The organism is Agriterribacter sp. (genome assembly GCF_035444585.1).
In the GTDB taxonomy this organism is placed as follows: Bacteria; Bacteroidota; Bacteroidia; order Chitinophagales; family Chitinophagaceae; genus Agriterribacter.
Map to the genome: position 1 here is coordinate 13,208 of NZ_DAOMOZ010000003.1, position 21,559 is coordinate 34,766.

The 21,559-nt window shown below is 44.4% G+C and carries 18 protein-coding genes and 1 pseudogene; 8 read left to right on the plus strand and 11 right to left on the minus strand.

The annotated features are described in order from the left end of the window. Positions 1 to 31: 31 nt before the first annotated feature. Both gldC and PLH26_RS00545 read right to left on the minus strand, forming a co-directional pair. Positions 32 to 370 (minus strand): gliding motility protein GldC, encoded by a 339-nt coding sequence (gldC, locus tag PLH26_RS00540; RefSeq protein WP_324584015.1) that lies wholly within the window; start codon positions 368 to 370, stop codon positions 32 to 34. 37 nt (positions 371 to 407) lie between these two features. Next, the gene (locus tag PLH26_RS00545) at positions 408 to 1,490 is read right to left on the minus strand and encodes a glycosyltransferase (RefSeq protein WP_324584016.1); all 1,083 of its coding nucleotides are present in this window, start codon (positions 1,488 to 1,490) and stop codon (positions 408 to 410) included. A gap of 222 nt (positions 1,491 to 1,712) precedes the next feature. On the opposite strand from PLH26_RS00545, the gene PLH26_RS00550 reads away from it, so the two are divergent. The 3 genes from PLH26_RS00550 (at position 1,713) to murA (ending at position 5,152) form a co-directional block, all read left to right on the plus strand. Continuing rightward, positions 1,713 to 2,984, plus strand: a complete 1,272-nt coding sequence (locus PLH26_RS00550; protein WP_324584017.1) for a T9SS type A sorting domain-containing protein — start codon at positions 1,713 to 1,715, stop codon at positions 2,982 to 2,984. A gap of 99 nt (positions 2,985 to 3,083) precedes the next feature. Beyond that, positions 3,084 to 3,767 carry a DUF4290 domain-containing protein gene (locus PLH26_RS00555; RefSeq protein ID WP_324584018.1) on the plus strand — a complete coding sequence of 228 codons (684 nt, stop codon included), beginning with the start codon at positions 3,084 to 3,086 and terminating at the stop codon, positions 3,765 to 3,767. An 80-nt stretch (positions 3,768 to 3,847) separates the two neighbouring features. Beyond that, positions 3,848 to 5,152 (plus strand): UDP-N-acetylglucosamine 1-carboxyvinyltransferase, encoded by a 1,305-nt coding sequence (gene murA / locus PLH26_RS00560; RefSeq protein ID WP_324584019.1) that lies wholly within the window; start codon positions 3,848 to 3,850, stop codon positions 5,150 to 5,152. Between the two features lie 65 nt (positions 5,153 to 5,217). On the opposite strand, the pseudogene PLH26_RS21675 reads toward murA, so the two are convergent. Continuing rightward, positions 5,218 to 5,540: pseudogene (locus tag PLH26_RS21675) on the minus strand (BrnT family toxin). A 58-nt stretch (positions 5,541 to 5,598) separates the two neighbouring features. On the opposite strand from PLH26_RS21675, the gene gmk reads away from it, so the two are divergent. Next, on the plus strand, positions 5,599 to 6,174 hold the full coding sequence (gene gmk / locus PLH26_RS00565; RefSeq protein ID WP_324584020.1) for a guanylate kinase: 576 nt from the start codon (positions 5,599 to 5,601) through the stop codon (positions 6,172 to 6,174). Between the two features lie 387 nt (positions 6,175 to 6,561). Then, complete coding sequence (locus tag PLH26_RS00570) at positions 6,562 to 7,854, plus strand: hemolysin family protein (protein WP_324584021.1); 1,293 nt, start codon at positions 6,562 to 6,564, stop codon at positions 7,852 to 7,854. Positions 7,855 to 7,994: 140 nt separating this feature from the next. Here PLH26_RS00570 and PLH26_RS00575 read toward each other — a convergent pair whose 3' ends face one another. Beyond that, on the minus strand, positions 7,995 to 9,578 hold the full coding sequence (locus PLH26_RS00575) for an FMN-binding glutamate synthase family protein (RefSeq protein WP_324584022.1): 1,584 nt from the start codon (positions 9,576 to 9,578) through the stop codon (positions 7,995 to 7,997). Between the two features lie 373 nt (positions 9,579 to 9,951). On the opposite strand from PLH26_RS00575, the gene PLH26_RS00580 reads away from it, so the two are divergent. Continuing rightward, the gene (locus PLH26_RS00580) at positions 9,952 to 10,959 is read left to right on the plus strand and encodes an aspartate-semialdehyde dehydrogenase (protein ID WP_324584023.1); all 1,008 of its coding nucleotides are present in this window, start codon (positions 9,952 to 9,954) and stop codon (positions 10,957 to 10,959) included. Between the two features lie 57 nt (positions 10,960 to 11,016). Here PLH26_RS00580 and PLH26_RS00585 read toward each other — a convergent pair whose 3' ends face one another. From PLH26_RS00585 to apaG, 6 genes are all read right to left on the minus strand, one after another. Further along, a complete protein-coding gene (locus PLH26_RS00585; RefSeq protein WP_324584024.1) occupies positions 11,017 to 11,685 on the minus strand; it encodes a DUF2461 domain-containing protein in 669 nt (222 codons plus the stop codon). Positions 11,686 to 11,815: 130 nt separating this feature from the next. Then, the gene (locus PLH26_RS00590) at positions 11,816 to 12,379 is read right to left on the minus strand and encodes an NUMOD4 domain-containing protein (RefSeq protein WP_324584025.1); all 564 of its coding nucleotides are present in this window, start codon (positions 12,377 to 12,379) and stop codon (positions 11,816 to 11,818) included. A 106-nt stretch (positions 12,380 to 12,485) separates the two neighbouring features. Then, positions 12,486 to 14,591 (minus strand): NAD-dependent DNA ligase LigA, encoded by a 2,106-nt coding sequence (gene ligA / locus PLH26_RS00595; protein WP_324584026.1) that lies wholly within the window; start codon positions 14,589 to 14,591, stop codon positions 12,486 to 12,488. Between the two features lie 156 nt (positions 14,592 to 14,747). Then, positions 14,748 to 15,593 carry a DNA adenine methylase gene (locus tag PLH26_RS00600; protein WP_324584027.1) on the minus strand — a complete coding sequence of 282 codons (846 nt, stop codon included), beginning with the start codon at positions 15,591 to 15,593 and terminating at the stop codon, positions 14,748 to 14,750. 129 nt (positions 15,594 to 15,722) lie between these two features. Beyond that, the gene (locus PLH26_RS00605) at positions 15,723 to 16,793 is read right to left on the minus strand and encodes a fatty acid desaturase family protein (protein WP_324584028.1); all 1,071 of its coding nucleotides are present in this window, start codon (positions 16,791 to 16,793) and stop codon (positions 15,723 to 15,725) included. Between the two features lie 169 nt (positions 16,794 to 16,962). Further along, positions 16,963 to 17,349 (minus strand): Co2+/Mg2+ efflux facilitator ApaG/CorD, encoded by a 387-nt coding sequence (apaG, locus tag PLH26_RS00610; protein WP_324584029.1) that lies wholly within the window; start codon positions 17,347 to 17,349, stop codon positions 16,963 to 16,965. 155 nt (positions 17,350 to 17,504) lie between these two features. Between apaG and PLH26_RS00615 the strand changes: the two genes are divergently transcribed. Further along, on the plus strand, positions 17,505 to 18,956 hold the full coding sequence (locus tag PLH26_RS00615) for an isocitrate/isopropylmalate family dehydrogenase (protein WP_324584030.1): 1,452 nt from the start codon (positions 17,505 to 17,507) through the stop codon (positions 18,954 to 18,956). Between the two features lie 212 nt (positions 18,957 to 19,168). Continuing rightward, positions 19,169 to 19,819, plus strand: coding sequence for a hypothetical protein (locus tag PLH26_RS00620; RefSeq protein WP_324584031.1), 651 nt, complete (start codon positions 19,169 to 19,171; stop codon positions 19,817 to 19,819). Positions 19,820 to 19,896: 77 nt separating this feature from the next. Here PLH26_RS00620 and PLH26_RS00625 read toward each other — a convergent pair whose 3' ends face one another. Beyond that, the gene (locus tag PLH26_RS00625) at positions 19,897 to 21,543 is read right to left on the minus strand and encodes a peptide MFS transporter (protein WP_324584032.1); all 1,647 of its coding nucleotides are present in this window, start codon (positions 21,541 to 21,543) and stop codon (positions 19,897 to 19,899) included. Between the last annotated feature and the right edge of the window lie 16 nt (positions 21,544 to 21,559).

Consider the following 21,559-nt stretch of genomic DNA (forward strand, 5'->3'; position numbering starts at 1 on the left):
TTCACCATTCACCATTAACTACCCCTGCCGCCTAACTTTTTTCCAGCAGTTCGCGGGATCTTTTATAAAAATCGTCTGCAAACAATTTTATCGCTTCCACCAGCTCAGTTTGACCCGTAGACCGCCGGTAAGTATCTGCCATGGTCGTGAGCGTTTGGTGAAAAAAGTCGCCCATTTCATCTACCATCATATCCTTCGTCCACAGATCAATGCGCAATGCCGATTTTTCCTGTCCATCCCAAAAAGCCAGCATCATGGCTTTGGACTGCTGCAGATCGGCCGCGCTGCTATCGCTGGCCTTCCATGATATCTGCTGCGGGATCTTATTCTCATCAAGGGTAACATCAATGGTAATTGTTGATTTTTGCATGACTACTCTTATAAAAATGATGCAAAGGTAAGTGGATTTACGTGGTAACTGCGTGCTGAATATAGTTCCAGAGCCTTTCCATTGCAACTGCTTCATTAAACGTCAAAGCCTGCTCCCGTCCCCTGCTGATAAGTGTATGCCTTAATTTTTCATCCTTGTATAATTTCATCATATGGGATGCAAGTTCTTGAACATCCGCGGGATTACAGTACAACACGGCATCACCCCCTCTTTCGGCAAGGGCGCCTGTTGGGGCAGCAATGACCGGCGTACCGCATTGCAGCGCTTCCGCCAGCGCAACACCTGTTCCATCAACATCAGGCAAACAGATCATCGCCATGCACGATGCCACCACATCTGCATAGTCAGCATTATTATGCATATTTCCCATGATCTTTACGTCATTCCTGTATTTATAGGTTGGCAGCAGATCCTGTATTCTTTTATCATGCAAAAGGTTACCCCATAAAATGAGCTGCATATTGCTTTGCTGCCATTTTTTGAACTGTGAGAAAGCTTTCAATGCATTGATAATGTGGTGATGGGGAGTGTGCGATACCGGCATCAAAAAATATTCCCTGCCGGCGGCGTATTTATTTTTTACTGCTTCTCTTTTCTCCCAGTCAACAGGCCGATACATTGAGCCCGGAGCCTGCGGCAATACAAAAACAGCGGCTTCGGGTATGGTTTCTTTAACCAGTTTGTCTTTCATAGAACCCGATGAAGCAATGATGTGGCACCGTTTACCCTCCTGTATATACCTGGCTGCAGCTCTTACTGCTTTACGATCCCCGGCATCGGATATAATGAGTACCTGGTGAACAGGAGCTGGCAAGGGGTAACCTTTGAGTGAGATCAGTATATCTGTGCCCGTTTTTTTAATTACCGATGCCACTTTATTGTTAAGCCATATATGGGTTACGGGTCTTGCAAACAAAGGAACCCGGATGGGAACAGCTGATCCGTTACCGGGCAACGAAAATGCATTGGCATAAGATAAAAAAACAAAGGAATCAGAAGTGCGCTGCCGGCAAAGCGCCATAATCATATTGTGAATAAATCCATCAAAATTTTTCTCCTTTGGTAAAAAGCCAACACCCCCGTATATGGTCACTTTCATGATTTACAATTGATTAAAATAAACACATTTTTAAATGTCATTCCCAACGGCTTTACCAGGGTAATTATCAGCCATCCGCCGCGTTATTATTAATGTATTGTTGCAAAGGTAATCGGCTTGCTTTATTCACCGGTAAAATGTCATTGATGGAGATGTGATACCGGCAATATCCAAAACGATTTCCTTTATATCCAAACCTATCGTAAACTAAAATCCATACCTATGAGGCTTAGAATTCTACGCATTTGCTTTGTTATAGTATATGCTTTGCTGAACTGGAATAAGGTATCCCACGCGCAATGCCCTAATGGAGAGCCGTTTCAAACTGTAACTAAAAGCTACACTACAAACCTCGCCAGCTTAACGGATGTCATTTATGCTCCGATCAAATTCAATCCTGCAGACGGTACATTAATGGCAGTAGATTTAAGCATTTCTACTTTAGGCTATGCCTTGCTGGAAGTGATCAATGACGTAGGTGCTCCTATTACTTATAAAATAACCTATTTCAGAACCGACTATATCAGTGGTCCGGGGCTTGGAGGTACCATTATGCTGGATACCGCTGTTGTATTTCCTAATATTAATATTGGCGCCAGTGACAATCCTGCGGTAGAAACCAGTACTCCGCCATGGGCCAGCAACGGGCCTAATGTTGATCATTCTAATTACTGGGCCGAAATACAGGCAGCACCTGTATTTAAAGATACGGATGGCGTAGATCACCCCCGTACTTTTACCCAGGCTGTTGACCCTTCGGATTTTGGACTATTCACCGGTGCCGGATCAGTAATTTACAACTACGATGTTATTGCGTCTCTTCTGGCTCAGGGTATTGGTGGCAGATATACGCAAAGGATCGTAACCCTCAATACCGAGGTAACCGTAAGCGCTACCTATACCTATTGCCCGATGAGCGTACTTCCGGAAGGAAAGCTAACGTTTTCGGCTCGCAAAGCCGGTAACAGCAATATTGAACTGAGCTGGATAAAAGAAAGAGAGGAGAACGATATCCTGTACACGCCAGAGGTAAGCCTTAACGGTTACAACTTCGGCAGCATTGGCGCCATGCAGAGCCAGATGCCGGCTTCACACAGTACAGTTGTAAAATATGAGTTTGACTACGCTGTTCCGTCGTCGGCCAACGGTAAAATCTATTTCCGCTTAAAGCAAACAGATGCCCGGGGTAAAGTGCAGTATTCTGCTATTGTTTCCGTTAATGTAGAAACCCCGGAACAAACAGGATTCAGCATCTTTCCCAATCCTGCAGAAAAGGAGATCACCCTGCAGTTCAACAGCATACCAAAGCATAACCTGCAGGTTGAGCTGGTAAACAGTACCGGGCAGGTGGTTGAAAAGAGCAATATTGCTCCAAACGGCGGGCGGCAATACAAACTCAGCTTCATAAAAAGATACCAGTCGGGATTATATTTTGTGCTTGTAACCAACACCGCTACAAAAAGCCGGCATATAAGCCGTTTGCTGATCAGATAGCCCGTTTACGGCTACAAACGATATAATCCTCATAAAAGAGTTGGTAAGCGCCCTAAAGTTGCCAACTCTTTCGTATTTTTGTCAGTATTGAATTTACACATGGAATATAATACTACAAGGAATCATCTTATTATGAAGGAATATGGCCGTCATATTCAGAAGATGATCGATTACGTAATAACGATTGAGGACAGGGAAAAAAGGCAAAAAAATGCCCAGGCGCTTATTGAACTGATGGGTTTTCTGAACCCCCATCTTAAGAACGTGGAAGATTTCCGGCATAAATTATGGGATCATCTTTTTTTAATATCCGATTTTAAACTGGATGTTGATAGTCCGTATCCTATTCCCACACGGGAAACGTTAAGACCCAGACCCACGCCATTGCCTTACCCTAAAAAATATCCCAAATATTCACATCTCGGAAAGAACCTCGAGCTGGTCATTAACAAAGCACTGAAAGAAGAAAACCAGGAAAAGCGCTCGGGTTTTGCCAATTCCATTGCCTATTACATGAAGCTTGCTTACAACACATGGCATAAGGAACTGGTGCACGATGATGGTATCCGCAGTGAATTAAATGCCATTACCGACGGTCAGCTTGAATTTACCAATACGCCATTTGTAAAGGCTTATCGTGAGCGGGACAGCAGGGAAGGCAACCGCTTTCAACGTGGAGGCAAGGGTGGTTACCAGCAACGCAATAATGGGGGCGGAGGTAGAAACGACCGTAACGACCGCAATGGCAAGAGCGGGAAGCACTATAAAAAAAGATTCAAATAAACTGGCAACGCTAAAAATAAAGAACCCCGGCTGTGTGAACAAACTGCCGGGGTTTTATATTTGCATTCATTATAGGGAATATGCATTCATTTGAAGTAACAGGCGGAAAAAAACTCAAAGGCGAAATAATACCCCAGGGCGCCAAAAACGAGGCACTGCAAATTATCAGTGCCGTTTTGCTTACGCCTGAAAAGATAACCATACATAACATACCGGATATACTGGATGTAAACCTGCTGATAGAATTGCTGGGGGAAATGAATGTAAAAATCGAACGTCACAACCGGCATTCCTGTTCTTTTACGGCGGACGATGTGAATATTGATTACCTGCACAGCGAAACCTACCGTAAAAAAAGCGGAAGGCTACGGGGCTCCGTAATGCTGGCCGGTCCGCTGCTGGCCCGGTTTAAGAAAGCGTTCATTCCCAAGCCGGGAGGCGATAAAATCGGAAGAAGACGCCTGGATACCCATATTATTGGTTTTGAAAAATTAGGCGTGCAATTCGATTATCATCAGCAGGACGGGTTCTTTCACCTCAAAGCGCCTTCTTTGAAAGGCACGGATATGCTGCTTGATGAGCCATCCGTAACAGGAACAGCCAATATTGTGATGGCGGCGGTTTTGGCGGAAGGCACTACCGCTATATATAATGCTGCCTGTGAGCCTTATGTACAGCAATTGTGTAAGATGCTGAACCGGATGGGAGCCCGCATCAGTGGTATAAGTTCCAACCTGCTTACGGTTGAAGGAGTGGATCAATTGAGCGGAACCACACATACCATGCTGCCGGATATGATCGAGGTGGGCTCTTTTATTGGGCTGGCGGCTATGACGCAAAGCGAGATCACCATAAAAAAAGCGGGGATACCGCATTTAGGGCAAATACCTGAAAAATTCCGGCAGTTGGGTATTCAACTGGAATGCAAAGACGATGATATTTATATTCCTGAACAGGATTCGTATGAGATCCAAACTTTTTTAGATGGCTCGGTAATGACCATTTACGATCATCCCTGGCCGGGTTTTACACCCGACTTATTAAGTATAGTACTGGTAGTAGCTACCCAGGCTAAAGGTTCGGTACTGGTGCACCAGAAAATGTTTGAAAGCCGTTTGTTCTTTGTTGATAAGCTCATTGATATGGGCGCGCAGATCATTCTTTGCGATCCGCACCGGGCTGCGGTAATAGGGCTGGGGCGGCAACACCACCTGCGGGGTATTACCATGAGCAGTCCGGATATACGCGCCGGCGTTGCTTTGCTTATTGCAGCGCTCAGCGCCGAAGGCAAAAGTATCATACAGAATATTGAGCAGATAGACAGGGGATATCAATATATTGATAAACGGCTGCAACAGCTGGGTGCGCAAATACAGCGTATCTGAATATCCTGATTTAAATACCGATATCATACTGCGTATCTATCTGTAAGGATGATATACCGGCAGCGTTAAGCAACTCGTTGTTTTTTGAGAGCAGCAATCTTAGCCAGGGCGCGTAAGGCTTCGTTTACAGTATCTGTATCTTTATTTGCTTTTCTTGCGCTTATGATCCTGATATTTCTGCCTCTTACTGTATGTACAATAACCAAAAGTTGATCGTATATGGATTTGTCAATAGTTATCTCTCTTTTTTCATTAGCAGAGTGCTCGATATCTTCAATTGTTAAAGAGTTTCATCACCAAAAACAGAAGCAGCCTCTTCAAATGTAACTTTATGTTTTTGCTTATTAGTTTTTGCTTTAACAGGGTCCCATTCAAAAAATAGTGCCATGTTTTATTATTATTATTATTTTCAAAGATACGGAAAGCCCTCTTTAACTCTATAACGCATGAATCAAAATAAGATCATTATCATTACAGCTCCTTCGGGTGCAGGCAAAACCACCATTGTACATTACCTCCTGCGAAAATATCTACATCAGCTTTCATTTTCTGTATCTGCCACTACCCGACCGCCAAGAGAGAATGAGCAAAATGGTAAAGACTATTACTTTTTGAGCAAAGAAATATTTCAGCAAAAAATACAACAGGACCAGTTTGTAGAATGGGAAATGGTATATGAAGGGAAATATTACGGCACTTTACAGGATGAGCTGGAACGCATCTGGAAAACAGGAAAGATACCCGTGTTAGACATTGATGTAAAAGGCGCATTGCATATACAACGCCGTTATCCCGAAACATCGTATTCTGTTTTCATTCAGCCCCCTTCCGTTAAGGAATTAAAGAACAGGCTCGAAAGCAGGGGAACGGAAACCCCGGAATCGCTTGAGGCAAGAGTAAATAAAGCATCTTACGAATTATCTTTTAAAGATCATTTTAATTATACTATTGTAAACAACAATCTTGAAGATGCCTGCCGGGAAGCCGATAAGATAATCACGGACATCTTTAGAAGTGAATAGGCAGTGTTGAATGTTGTGAGAAGTGAAAGGTAAGAACGGGTGGATTCATTATTCACGGCTCACCCCGACCGAACGGCCCGGTCGCCCGCCCGGCAGATGCCAGTCGGACGGGGCAGGCGGAAGGCATTCTTACCTCGTGAAACGATAAGCGTGAGACGGTAAAAAGCAGCCTCACCATTCACTATTCACCATTCACATCTCTCACGTCTCACGTTCAGCACCTTCGGGTATATTTAATACTAAATCCTGTTCATAAACACTATATCCCTTCCTGTTCCGTTTTGATTATGCTATAAAAAGCAATATATGGCTATTGTTTGCAATATATTCAATGCTTACCTTTTCCTCCGATTAAACAATTATTAATCAATTTATTATATTTGATATATGGCCGATGTTGATATATTAAAACTGGTGGGGATTATTTTAACCTTACTGCTGGTTGGTTTTTTTGCCGGCATTGAAGTGGCATTTGTATCGGCCAATAAATTTTCGTTCGAGCTCAAAAGGAAGCAGGGATTGCGCAGCGGCAGGATATTATCGCAATTGCTGGAACAACCTGTAAAGTTCATAGGAACCACTCTGGTAGGACTTAGCCTGGCAGTTGTGATATACGGGTTGCTGGTAGGTGAATTTCTTGCGCCTTTGTGGGACTGGATTGAAAAGCATCTTGCTGCATCATCCTCGTCCTATATAAAATACCTCAGGCTTATCTTTGAAACCCTGCTCTCCACTTTAATTCTTCTCATTGTTCAATTTTCCTTTAAGGCTTTATTCAGGGCAAAAAACGATTCCGTATTATCCATTTTCGCCCAGTTGGGCATACTTGATTTTTTTCATAGCATTCTATACCCTGTTGCATCCTTTTTTATCAGCATCTCGGAATGGATCCTCACCTATTTATTCAACATCAGGATATCCGATCAAAAAAAAGCCGCTATTTCACCGGTTGACCTTGAGCATTTTATCCAGCAGCACAAAGATCAGTCGGACGGCGCCCAGGATATGAATACCCAGCTTTTTGAAAATGCGCTACAGCTTCCTTCCGTTAAAATACGCCAGTGCCTGATACCCCGCAAAGAGATAGAATCTGTTGAGCTAAATACATCAATTGATACTGTAAAGCAAAAATTCATAGACACCAAGCTAAGCAGGCTGGTAGTATATGAAAACAATATTGATAACATCCGGGGATACATCCACCAGATCGAGCTCTTTAAAAATCCCGGCAGCATACAGGCTATTCTATTGCCCATCCCGGCTGTTCCCGAAAGCATGAGCGCGATGGACCTGATCAGCAAATTCACCAAAGAGCAAAAAAGTATTGCATGGGTAGTAGATGAATTTGGAGGCACTGCCGGCATTATCACCATGGAAGATCTCCTGGAAGAGATCTTTGGTGAAATACGTGATGAATACGACACCGATAAGTTTGTAGAGAAGCAGATAGCTGAAAATGAATTTATCTTTTCCGGGAGGCTTGAGCTGGATTATTTAAATCAGAAATATCATCTCTACTTTGGCGATACAGAATCGGAAACCCTTTCGGGATATATCATCCAGCACCACGAAATGATACCAAAGATCAAGGAAAGAATTATTATCGACAGCTACGAATTTGATATTATCAATGTAAGCGACACCCGCATAGAGATGGTGAAAATAAAGCGGTTGAAATGAGGGAAGGCCCATAGTGAGTGGTCAGTAGTGAGTAGTGAGTGGTGAATAGTGAACAGGCAATAGTGAATGCAACCTGAAACCTGTATCCTGAAACGCTCCCCTTCAACCTTGTAACCTGCAACCTGTAACACCCTCCCCCCTCACCACCTGTCTGCACTTGCCGTCTCTATATCCTGCTTATACTTTTCAGGTATATTGCCATTGAGCAGGCAGCCGGGTTGCAGCGACGGAAAAATATCTTCAAACGTTCTTACTTCATTCATGAATACACGGCGGTAAATATGTGATCGGGTCAGTTGTTTGTAATCGTCCAGGCCTGCGGCCCCGGTAAGCTCTATGAAAGAGTTGATGGTGTCTTCATGATAATTGGCTACCCTGTGCTTTTTATCATCTACCACCAATCCAACTGTTAACTGCGGATCCTGTGTGGCAACCCCGGTGGGGCACTTATTGGTATTACAAACCAGTGCCTGTATACAGCCCAGAGCCATCATCATGGCCCTTGCACTGTTGCAACCATCTGCACCAAGAGCTATTGCTCTCAATATATGGAAACCCGATAAAATTTTCCCGGAAGCAATTATTTTAATATGCTGCCTTATCCCAAAGCCTACCAGCATATTGTGCACGAAGGCCAAACCATCCATCAAAGGAGCTCCCACATAATTGGAAAATTCCTGTGGTGCGGCGCCGGTACCCCCTTCACCGCCGTCTACCGTAATGAAATCGGGATAGGTATCCAGCTCAACCATTGCCTTGCATATCCCCACAAATTCACTTTTTTTCCCGATGCATAATTTAAAACCGGTGGGTTTCCCGCCCGATAATTCCCGGAGCTGCTGTATAAACAATACCAGTCCCTCCGGAGAATCAAAAGCACTGTGGTAAGGTGGCGAATACACTGTGGTATGCGGCTGCACATGACGGATGGTAGCAATTTCAAGCGTATTCTTTTTTGCCGGTAAAATGCCGCCATGTCCGGGTTTTGCGCCTTGCGAAAGCTTGAGTTCTATCATTTTAATTTGCGGCCTGTCAACATTCTTCTTGAACACTTCTGCTGAAAAGCCGCCGTCTTCATTCCTGCAACCAAAATAGCCTGTTCCGATCTGCCATATAATATCACCTTCATGTTTGAGATGATAGGAACTGATGCCTCCTTCACCCGTATTATGCGCAAACCCCCCTATTTTAGCGCCTGCATTCAATGCTTCAATAGCATTGGGACTGAGGGATCCGAAACTCATTGCCGACACATTTAAGATACTGGACGAATAAGGCTGCCGGCAATCTTTATTTCCAATAAGGATCCTCGGGTCGTGGTTTAAGGTATTGAAGTCTTTGGGAGCAACAGAATGACTCAGCCATTCATATCCTTCTTCGTACACATTGAGCTGCGTACCAAAAGGCATGGTATCCATTTGCCGTTTGGCCCGCTGGTATATGGTTGAACGGTCAATACGGTTAATGGGGCGCCCGTCAATATCCGATTCTATAAAATACTGATACATTTTAGGCCTGATATCCTCCATCCAGTAGCGCAACCGCCCCACAACAGGATAGTTACGCATAATGGAATGCCTTGTTTGCATCATATCATAAATACCCATCACAACAAGCAAAACCACCGGCACAAAAGCCACCAGCCACCATTGGCTTACCACATACGATAGATAACCCGTTACCAGCACACAGATCAAAGCGGTAATAATAAACCCTTTTCGCATGCTCTTTAAAAATTTGATCAGGGCAAATGTATCGAATTAAAGAGGCCCAAAAAAGCAGTCTTCTTTTTGTTGCACAGGCGGGGAGAAAAAAAAGCAGGGCAGATTAAGACTGTATACACTATACCCCTTTGTGGCTTCATACAAAAAGCACGAAGTATTTGTTTTAATTTTTGGAAGAATCGTACAGGCTGATTACCTTTGCCGCCACCATGTTGAAATTAAAGAAGCATACCAAACGCACAAAGAAACAGTTCCTGCAAAGGAAGGGTTAAAGAGTGTATGGTATGACCGAATATATTCAAGGCCTTTCCGGAACAGGAAAGGCCTTTTTTAATGCGGTGCATCAAAACTAAAACCATAAAATAAACCAAAAATGAAAGTTGCAGTAGTAGGCGCCACAGGATTAGTAGGCACTAAAATGTTACAGGTTCTGGCAGAAAGGGATTTCCCGGTAACAGAATTGATCCCCGTTGCCTCGGAAAAATCCATTGGAAAGGAGGTAGCTTTTAAGGGCAAAAATTATAAGGTAGTAAGCGCCGGCGATGCTATTGCTGCAAAGCCAGACGTGGCCCTGTTCTCGGCCGGTGGAAGCACTTCCCTCGCATTGGCGCCGCAGTTTGTGGCAGCAGGCATTACGGTTATTGACAACTCTTCTGCATGGCGTATGGACCCTTCTAAAAAATTAGTGGTGCCCGAAATCAATGCCGATGCCTTAACGAAAGAAGATAAGATCATCGCCAACCCGAACTGTTCCACCATACAAATGGTAGTGGCGCTCAACCCATTGCATAAAAAATACAACATACAAAGAATCGTAGTTAGCACTTACCAGAGCGTTACCGGCACCGGTGTAAAAGCAGTAGAGCAAATGCAGGGTGAAAGAAACCATGCGGTTAAAGGAGATAGCAACGCATACCCCATGGCGTACAAATATCCTATTGACATGAACGTAATACCCCAAATTGATGTATTCCTCGATAACGGCTATACCAAGGAAGAGATGAAGATGGTAAATGAAACCCGGAAGATACTAAGAGATGAAAGCATCCGGGTAACCGCTACAACAGTTCGTATCCCGGTGGTGGGCGGGCACAGTGAAAGCGTGAATATACAGTTTGAGCGGGATTATGATTTAGGCGAAGTAAAAGAAATGCTTGGCAAAGCGCCCGGCGTAACGGTGGTGGATGATCCGTCCAACGCCCTGTACCCCATGCCTAAAGATGCACATGAAAAAGACGATGTATTTGTAGGAAGATTAAGAAGGGACGAATCGCAGCCCAACACCCTGAATATGTGGATCGTTAGCGATAACCTGCGCAAAGGGGCGGCTACCAATGCGGTACAGATCGCTGAATACCTGGTGAACAATAATTTATTGTAATGATCACTGCACTTAACGTTGTGTGGAAAAAAGGGGTGAGCTAATTTAAAAACAGCTTTATTCCTCTATAGCACGGTTCAAAAACCAGATCAGTGGCTGTATGGCGCCAAATGCCTGCACAGTATGTTTTAAAAGCGTTCCCAAACCAAGGGATGCATCATCAATTGCCTGCATTGCAATCCAGCTTTTCAGCTTAAGGTATTGTGCCGCCGGATTATCTTTGGCATATCCCTTAGGTACATTAACCAGAGTGATCTCCGGCTCATTATCCAAATCACCGTAAATGGCTTTAAACTTCTTTGCAGTGATTATTTTTTTGAACTCCGGCCAGCAGTAATCAATTTCCTGTCTTATTTTTTGCGTTTCTGCAGGCATGGGCATCCAGATGCCGCCACCCACAAAGCTGTTACCGGGTTCGAGGTGAAAATAATAGCCGGCAAAAATGGATTTCTTACCGCCCCGGTTAATGCTGGCCGCAAAATTTTTTTTGTAGGGCGTTTTATTCTTGCTGAAGCGGATATCCCGGTTAATACGGAACAGGCATTGCTTTGCAATTAAAGGCGCTATGGATGGGTCGGTTTTGCCAAATGCGTCGATAACCGATTGAATAAAATCTTCGTAATCTTTGCGGGCAGCTTCATATTCCTTTCTGTGAAGATCGAACCAGGGCTTATTGTTGTTTTTGGAAAGGTTTTTAAGAAACCGCACTGTAGCTGGCTGTATCATCGGGTATTGATTAATAAATTTCAACTGAAGCAAAGATAAGAAGGTTAAATAACCCAATGGCAAAAAAACGCAGCGGGAAAACAGACCTGTTAAAATAATAAGTCACTGACGACTGACCACTCATCACTTCCTATTTCACCCGCGCCCAGTTTTCGCCGCTCTTAATTCTGTACAGTGTCATTTCGCTCACATCGTATTTTTCTGCCAGTTGCTTATAGGTGAGCTTGCGTTTGGGATCGGCAATGGTTTTTTTGATAGCGCTCACCTGGTTGCTGTTGAGCTTTAAGCCGGAGGAACGGTTTGCCTGTATTTTTTTATAGGCGATCTTGGCAGGGCTTTTTTGCTGGTGACGGCTTACTTCGCCCGGGGTAGCCCACCTAAGGTTGGAGGATTTGTTATCTGTTTTATTATAGTTGAGGTGAATGACGAACTGGTGTTTGGGTGAAGGCTTTTTGCAAAACAAGCGCGCAATCTCCCGGTGAATGTAAAGGGTGCCTTTATTGTTGGGGCGATGGAGATTCAGGCTCCTGTAGCCTGTAGTGAGCGATCCGCTGAGCAACTGGCCATCAGCATAAATGTCATCGGTATAGCTGGCTACTTTGCCAAGGTTGGAGACTGCATATTTTTTTCGAAGCTGCTTCCACCCGGAGAACTGCAATGGCTTCCATGTTTCCCCGGCAATTTTCTTTATCATAAGGAGATGTTTTTAGGTATTATAAATTTACTAAATTAGAATGGCTTCACATATTTATTTTTATACCCAAACTTTCTGTCATGGTTACCCTATGAAAAGCCGCTATTCAGCCGCCCCCGCTGATCATGCCCAAAAACTCATCTTCGCTAATGATTTTTATGGTAGCTATCTTTTTTGCCTTTTCAAACTTGGAGCCTGCATCCTCACCTACAACAAGGTAATTCAATTTACTGCTCACCCCGCTGAGAACAGTACCGCCATTTTTTTCCACGGTTGCTTCAGCTTCGCTTCTTTTAAGCTTATTGAGCGTGCCCGTAAAAAGAAAAGTTTGTCCGGTAAGCGTGCTGCCGGTGTGCAGCTGCTTCTTTTCATTTTTAAGCTGCAGCCCGATCTCTTCCAGCCGTTGCAGCAATTGTATGTTTTGATCGTTGTGAAAAAACTGGTATACGCTCTCTGCAACCTTGGGACCTACATCTTCCATTTCCTGTAGCTGATCAACGGTAAAATGCGTATAATCCAACAAATGCTTTACTTCCTGTGCCAGTACTTTGGCTGTGGTTTCGCCTATATAACGGATGCCAAGCCCGTATATCAGCCGGTGCAGCGGTTGCTTTTTTGACGCTTCAATCGCTGCCTGCATATTGGTTACGCTTTTTTCACCAAAGCCTTCCAGTTCCCTGATCTTATGGAATGGCAGATGATAAATGCCGGGAATGTCTTTGAGGTAGCCCAGTGTATAAAATTTTCTTACAATAGCATCGCCCAGCCCACGGATGTCCATTGCATCTTTGCTGTTGAAGTGAATGATGCGCTCTACGATCTGAGCCGGGCAGTTATTGCTGTTGTTGCACCGCCATACGGCTTCATCCTGTGGTTTCTCAAGGCGGTAACCGCACACCGGGCAGGATTCCGGAAAATGAATAACCACTTCACTTCCCGTCCGGAGCTCCGGGAAAGATTTGACCACCTGGGGGATCACATCCCCCGATCGTTCTATTAAAATGGTATCGCCCAACTGCAGGTTTTTTTCCTTAATATATTCTTCATTATGCAATGAAATGCTGGTTACCGTAACGCCGCCTACCTGCACAGGATCAATTTTTGCAACAGGGGTAACAGCGCCTGTTCTGCCTACCTGGAACTCCACTGCCTTCAGCTTGCTGGTACCCTGGCGGGCTTTGAATTTATAGGCAATGGCCCAACGGGGATGGTGTGTGGTCATGCCCAGTTTCTCCTGCATTTCAAGCTGGTTCACTTTAATTACCATGCCGTCAATTTCATAAGGCAGTTCGTCTCTTTGCTGCTCAAACGCTTCGCAATACTCAATTACCGGAGCTATACCTTTAAACACTTTCTTTTCTTTTTCGGGACTCCGGAATCCCAGCTCCCATAGCATGTTTAATGAACCGCTGTGGGTTTGCAATGCAGGAGGTAACTCATGCTTTGGCAAAAGGTTTACATCGCTTATGTGATAAAGGAATGCCTCAAGGTTCCTGCGGCTCACTTCCTTAGGATCTTTGATACGCAATGAACCGGCGGCGGCATTCCGGGGATTGGCCAGCCGGGCTACGCCCTGTTCCTCGAGCCTGTCATTGTAGTCTTTAAAATGATTTTTGTTCATCAGCACTTCACCCCGTATTTCAATCTGCTGTATCCCGAAGGAAGAAAAGTTTGCCGACAATGGCACTGACCTGATCTGCCTGATATTGGTTGTAATATCGTCTCCCACCACCCCGTCACCCCTGGTAGCGCCGCGCACCAGCAAATCGTTTTCGTATATCAATGAAATGCTGGCCCCGTCAAATTTAGGCTCAACACAATATTCCATTACCTCCAGCCGGCTCAGTTCTCTTGCTTTGCGGTCAAAGTCAACCAGGTCTGCTGCATCGTATGAATTATCAAGCGATAACATAGGTACCAGGTGCTGCACTTTGGGAAAATCTTTGATCAATCCTTTGGACACCCTCTGGGTAGGCGACCCGGGAATGATGAGTCGCGGGTTCTCGGTTTCAATTTTTTCCAGTGCCTTGTATAACTGGTCATATTCCGCATCAGCGATCAAAGGATCATTCAGGACATAATAGCGATATTCGTGGAAACGCAGCACGCTGCGCAATTCATCAATTGCCGGTGCACCAACCTCCTTTTCCGTATGCTTTAAAAAAGAAACCGTTTGCTGCTGTAAATGCTGCGTTTGCTCTTTATTATACATGGCGTACATTTTTCTGCTGTAAAAATATGGTAAAGCCGTTAAGCCCGATGAGATTTAAAAATGCCTTAACGAAGGAAGAAGCCCTGAAGGGAACGACAATATGGGGCCGCCAAAGGCAGTTTTGAAGAAAGGGGTAGCATTAAATTCTTTCTCCAATCATCGGCAAACCGGATACCCCTCAATTTTAAGATCCTTACTGAAGATCAGGATCTCTTTAGAGCTTTTATTATTGCTCATGCCGTATTTCCAGTTGGGGGTAAGGGTGTGAAAGCCTTCATACATTTCCCTGATCTGCTCACAATCATTATACGATAAGATCCAGTGTTCTCTTTGCTTTAATATCCCTGCCAATCCTTCATGGTCAAAGCCCTTATGCGCATCGCCTTTGCGGCCATACAAAGCGCTTTCTACCAGGTAAGGCGGATCCAGATAGGCAAATGTATGCGGATGATCTGCCAGCGATTGTTTAAAGTCTCCTTTTGTAACGGTAACATTGGGGTTATAAAAATTGCGGAGCCTTTCGATCGCTGTTTCAGTGAACCGGGGATGATGGGGCGACATACCACCTGAAAGCGTTGAGCCCGAAAAAGAAGAGCGGTTCAATACATAATATACTGCCGCTCTTTGCAACCTGGTTTTGAAACGGGTTTGCGTTTTCTGCAGTTCGTAAAAACGGTGCCTGGGAAGCGGAAAATATTTTTCAACCTCCCGAGCCAGTTCACGGGGCTTCGCAATAAGACACTGCCAGAATTCTACCAGCGGAGAAAAAATATCATAGCCGTACACTTTTGTTCCCCTGGTTGCAACAGCCAGCTCAATAGATCCGCCACCCAAAAAAGGCGACAAAAGTCTGTCGAGTCGCTGCGGGAAAAAACGGGTTATAAAATCTACCCCCCTCGTTTTGCCACCGGGATAACGCAACAGGGAACGGCTGCTGTAATTGTTTTTAAGGTCTTTTATGCAATCAACAGGCAATTCGCTTGTATTTAACTGTCTTCTCAATTTTTATAGCGATCATTAAAAGCCAAATATCCATCGAATATAAAGAAGTTCATTTCATATAAACAACAAAGGCAGCGACTTTATGAAATCGCCACCTTTTCTTAATATTATTTTGGAATGAATGGTTTGCTATGGCTTTTGCCCCAACTGTTTCATGAACCGGTAATGTGACGCAATTGCCGATCCGAGTGAAGGGTAATAGATGTATCGCAAATCAAACTGCCGGCAGGTTTGCTCAACTATTTTACTAATGGCGGGGTAATGCACATGGCTGATGCGCGGGAACAAATGATGCTCGATCTGGAAATTGAGCCCGCCCACAAGCCATGAAAGGAATTTATTGTTTGCCGCAAAATTGGCCGTGGTTTTTACCTGGTGTATCGCCCACTCGTTCTCAATTTTTTTAGGTTCAATGCCGGCCACTTCAAATTCTGCATGCTCTACCACATGCGCCAGCTGAAATACTACTGCAAGCGTTAAGCCCAAAACAAAATGCATCACCAGAAATCCCAACAGCCAGGCCTGCCAGCCAACTACCAGTATAGGAATAACGATGGTAATGGCTATATACAGCAGCTTGGATATCCAGAATGTAAGGTGTTCTTTCATATCCATCGGCTTTAAAGGGGTTGTATACACTTTACGTGTAACGTATTTAATGTAGTCGGTTATGAACAACAGGAAAAGAGAAGTGAACCCATAAAGAAAAAACATATAAAACTGCTGGTACCGGTGAATGGGCTTCCAGGGTTGTGTAGAACATTCACGCATGAAGGGCATATTATTGATATCGTCGTCAATACCATCAATATTGGTATAGGTATGATGAACAATATTATGCTTCAGCTTCCACAGGAATGCATTTCCGCCAAGAGCATTCATACTGAGCCCGAACATGTCGTTCACCCATTTGCGCGTAGAATAGCTGCCGTGGCAGGCATCGTGCATGATATTAAAGCCTATGCTGGCCAGCGTAAAGCCAAATAAGCCGCTCAGCAAAATGCCGGTAAAAATGTTAAGCGGAAGCAATATCAGCGAAAGGTATATTAATATGGCAGCCGGTATAAGCACCGCCGATTTTAAATACAATTTCCAGTTGCCGGTTTTTTTAATCTTGTTGTCAATGAAATACTGGTCAACATTTGCTTTCAGCGCATTAAAGAATACTTTGTTCTTATTGTTAAAGGTAACCTTGTACATTTAATTTAATTTTTCCTGATTTGAATGGCGTTGTGCCGCACAATTAACTATAACGTTTGTTTGGAGTAATAAATTTCAAAATCCCGGTAAGCTTTCCGGTACCCAGCCGGGTAAAGATTGATTTAACGGGCAGACAGGCGAAGGTAAGACATTTATAGTGAAAAAGCTGCTAATTCATCTTAAAAGGAACGATCATGTCAAATACCGGTATTTTAACACTGAACTGCTTTTTGGAAGCAATATTTTCCATTACGTAGGTTCCGTACATTTTACCCATTTCTGTGCGGAGGTTACAGCCACTAACATACTGGTATTGCTCGCCGGGATTAATTTGTGGTTGTACCCCCACAACTCCTTCCCCCTCTACTTCCCGCTGAGTGCCGTTACTGTCAAAAATATACCAGTGCCGGCGAAGCAACTTTACGGGAAACGCATTATTGTTCTGCAATGTGATACGGTAAGCAAACATAAATTCGCCGCTTAAGGGATTGCTGTAATCCGGCTGATAGAATGTTTCAACCGTTACTGTTACCCCTTCCGTTACTTTTGATGCCATTGCTTTACCAAAGTTTGGCTTAAAAATAGCAAAAAACAATGACAGGCCGGGGAATTAGCAGGAATTTTCTATACTAATTAAAACACATTTACCTTTGCCGGCAAATCAATTGCTTTTTAACCTTATATATTTTTTAATATTAAACGTCTTTAATCATGAAAATTGCCGTAGCCAAAGGAGATGGGATAGGACCCGAGATCATGGACGCCACTTTAAGCATATTTGCCGCCAATAAAGTTCCCCTTGAATACGAGTTTGTGGATATGGGAAAATGGGTTTTCGATAAGGGCTTTTCTAACGGAATGACTCCTGAGGCCAAACTTGCCATTGAAAACCTTGGCCTTTTGTTTAAAGGGCCTATGGAAACCCCCAAAGGAAAAGGCGTAAAAAGCATAAATGTTACCGCCCGCAAAACATGGAACACCTTTGCGAACAAAAGAGTGTTTCAAACCCTGCACGGGGTAGATACGGTTTTTTCGAAAGCGGGAATACCTATTGATATTACGGTTGTACGGGAAAATATTGAGGATACGTATGGTGGTATTGAACATATGCTCACTCATGATGTGGCTTTGAGCCGGCGCTTCATCACCCGTCCGGGGAGCGAACAGGTGATAAGGTACGCTTTTGAGATGGCAAGACTAAAAAAAGCAAGACGCGTTAGCTGCGGGCATAAGTCCAACATTATGAAAATAACCGATGGGTTGTTTTTAGAATGTTTTTATGAGGTTGCCAAATCATACCCCGATCTGAAAGCAGATGATATTATTGTGGATGACCTGTGCATGAAACTGGTAACCCAACCCGATGCTTTCGATGTGGTAGTGCTCACCAATTTACAGGGTGATATTGTGTCGGATCTGTGTGCAGGACTTGTAGGCGGACTGGGTTTTGCCCCTTCAGCCAATATCGGCGATCATATTTCTATTTTTGAAGCGGTACATGGCACTGCACCGGATATTGCAGGTAAAAACATAGCAAACCCAACAGCCCTGATATTAAGCGGTATTTCCATGCTGCTGCACGTGGGGTTAACAGAAAATGCAGGGATAATAGAAAATGCCCTGCTGTATACTTTGGAAAGCGGTGTGCATACAGGTGATTTCGGCGACAAATCAACCCCGGCGGTAAATACCCCCGAGTTCGCAAATGCGATCATAAGCAACCTGGGTAAAAAGCCCGAATTCAATGCCAAACCGGTTGTGCCCAATAAACCAGGTACTCCGGTTCCTTTTAAATTGCAGCAAAATGCCATGATGGTATCGAAGGAAACGGGAAATGAAAATATCGTGGGCGTAGACCTCTTCATAGAAAGCGATGAACAGCCGCAGTCCATTGCGAAAAAATGCGAACGGCACGCAGGCGTTAAATTCAAATTGGTGAACATCAGCAACAGGGGCACGCAGGTATGGCCTACCGGCTCCGTGTATACAAACCTGGTGAATTTATACAATGTGCGGTTCGAAAGTCTTGACGACGAACCCCTCACCCAACAGGACGTGCTGGGCCTGTATGTGAGCCTGAGCGGTAATTTTAAAATATGCTCCTCTGAATTATTGAATATGTGGGGCGATAAGAAGGCCTACAGCCTGGCGCAGGGACAGTAGTAGGGTCCGAGAGCCGTCAGTCCTGAGCTTTGAGCCATGGCTGATTGCCTTACACCCTACACCCTCCACCCTACACCTTTTTACGTTAAATAAGGTTAATGGTTTTCTCTTCTTTACGCAGTAAACCAGGCAGTTTACGCAAGCGGGTGTTTTATGATTAAACTTTGAAAAAACTGTGTGGTCTACCCTATATCACTAAAAATAATTCATACATGAAAAAGATCACACTGAGTATACTGGCACTTTCATTGGTGCTCACTGCCATCCAGGCACAGGAAAAAACAACCGGACCGGTTAAGAAAGAAACCAAAGCATATCGCCATCACCCGGGTAAGCACAGAAAACAACATAACACAGATTTTAAAAAATTAAACCTCTCCCAGGAACAGCAGGATAAACTGATAAAGATCAATAAAGACTACCGGGCTGGCATAGCCGATCTTAAAAAGCAAGAAGCCACTATTACGGTGAAAGACTACAAAGCACAGATGCAGGCGCTGAATAAAAAACGCCGCGGCGAAGCTGACAAGGTTTTTACCAAAGAACAAAAAGAACAGTTGCAGCAGATGAGAACGGGCAAAAAAGGAAAATTCACCGCCGGGAACAGGTCGCAGCACATGAAGACCACATTAGGATTAACAGATGACCAGTCGGACAGGATGAAGGCATTGAGGGAGTACACACAAAAAAAGATAAAAGGCATCCGCGAAAACACCGCTTTAACAGAAGATCAGAAAAAAGAACAGCTTGCGGCAATATTTAAACAACAGCGTGAAGACATGAAGCTCATTCTTACGCCCGAGCAAATGAAAAAGATGGAAAGCTTTAGAAAAGGCGGCAGCCGTAGCAGAACCTCTAAATAAAACACAGGTAGCAAAAAGGGTCAGCATAACCGGTGTCACACGATGCCGGTTATTTTTTGCATGGGAACGTGGCTGCTTCAGGTTATCCCTTTTTCTCTTAAAATGCGGTTCAGCCAGCGAAGCATGGCAAAGCAGGCTGCTGCGGCGGCGATCAGCAACGCAAAATTGAGCCAGAAATAATTGGCTTTATGATCATAGTCATCCCACATCGTGGCCAGCACACCCGACAGCTTATTACCTATTGAAGTAGAAAGAAACCATCCTCCCATCATTAGTGCCGTAATACGGGAAGGACTTAGCTTGGATACAATAGATAATCCCATAGGGCTTAAAAACAGTTCACCAACGGTGATTACACCGTAGCTTGCAATCAACCACCAAACGCTGGCCTTTCCCGTACCATTGCTGCTTGCGTATACCGCTCCTACCATTACCAGTGCCGACAATGCAGAAATAAAAAGTCCCCAGGTTATCTTCGTTGCCGTGGAAGGCTCTTTGTTCTTCTTCCGGAGCCAGGTAAAAAAGGCGAGGATCAGCGGCGTAAAAATAATTACCCAGCCAGGGTTGATAGACTGGCTGAGGTTGGTAGCCCACACGTTGATGCTGCTGCCGGGCAATGGCAGGCGCTCCGGGTTTACATTTTTAAAATAAGAAGGGTAATCATAAGTGCGTATGATCTCGTTGCCCGCCTTCTGCAAACGGAACTGCTCATCGTACAGAGGCACAGAATCTTTTGTGTAAACGATCTGCTGCGAAAACCGTAATGCTTTAAAAACCTTTTCCGGTGGGCCTTTTACCTCCCGGTTGGTATACCGGTCGGCCCAGGTGTTCAATGCAGAACCATTTTGTTTAAATACCGCCCAAAACAAGATCACTACTGCAAAGATGGCCAGCAAGGCAAGGATGGGCCGCTTTTCTTCCTTTGGCGCTTTGGCATACAATGAAGTATAAAAATAAATAACAGGCAGGCAGGCAAAAATAAATGCATCGGTAGAAGGCGAACCAAACAGGGTGCTGTTCCATAGTAATCCGGGCAATATCCATCCCGCCGCACCGGCAATGACCGATGGTAAAAGAATAAGTAAAATAATACGGGTAAAGGGCATATCAGTTGGCTGTACACCTTTCTTAACATCAAAAGCGGCATAGTGGCCTGTGCCTGTCAAAAACACCACCACACCAATGAACATACCTATACCGGCAGCAATAAAAGCATAGCTCCATCCCATCATAACGTAAAGCGCCGCTCCAAAAAAATTACAGATAAACGCGCCGATATTGATACCCATATAAAAGATGTTGTAGCCTTCATCTTTCTGCTCCCGGTGAGCCGGTGTGGAATATACATTACCCAGCAGGGTAGAGATATTCGGCTTAAAAAAGCCGTTCCCCGCAATGACCAGGGTCATGGAAACGTACAGCATGGTTATATCATGAACCGCCATCAGGCAATACCCTGTTCCCATCATTAAACCGCCAATGACAATAGATTTTCTGTAACCCAGGTAGCGGTCGGCTATCAGCCCGCCCAGGAACGGGGTAAAAAATACCAACGCTATAAAAGTGCCGTACAGGTCGGCCGATTCGGCTTCCGTCATGCCATAACCGGTCTTTACATCCTTAAGATACAAGGTAAAGATGCCGATCATCAGGTAATAGCCAAACCGCTCCCACATCTCAGAAAAAAATAAGAACGGGAGTGCCCGGGGATGATTTTTCCACATACGCTTGCATTGAAGT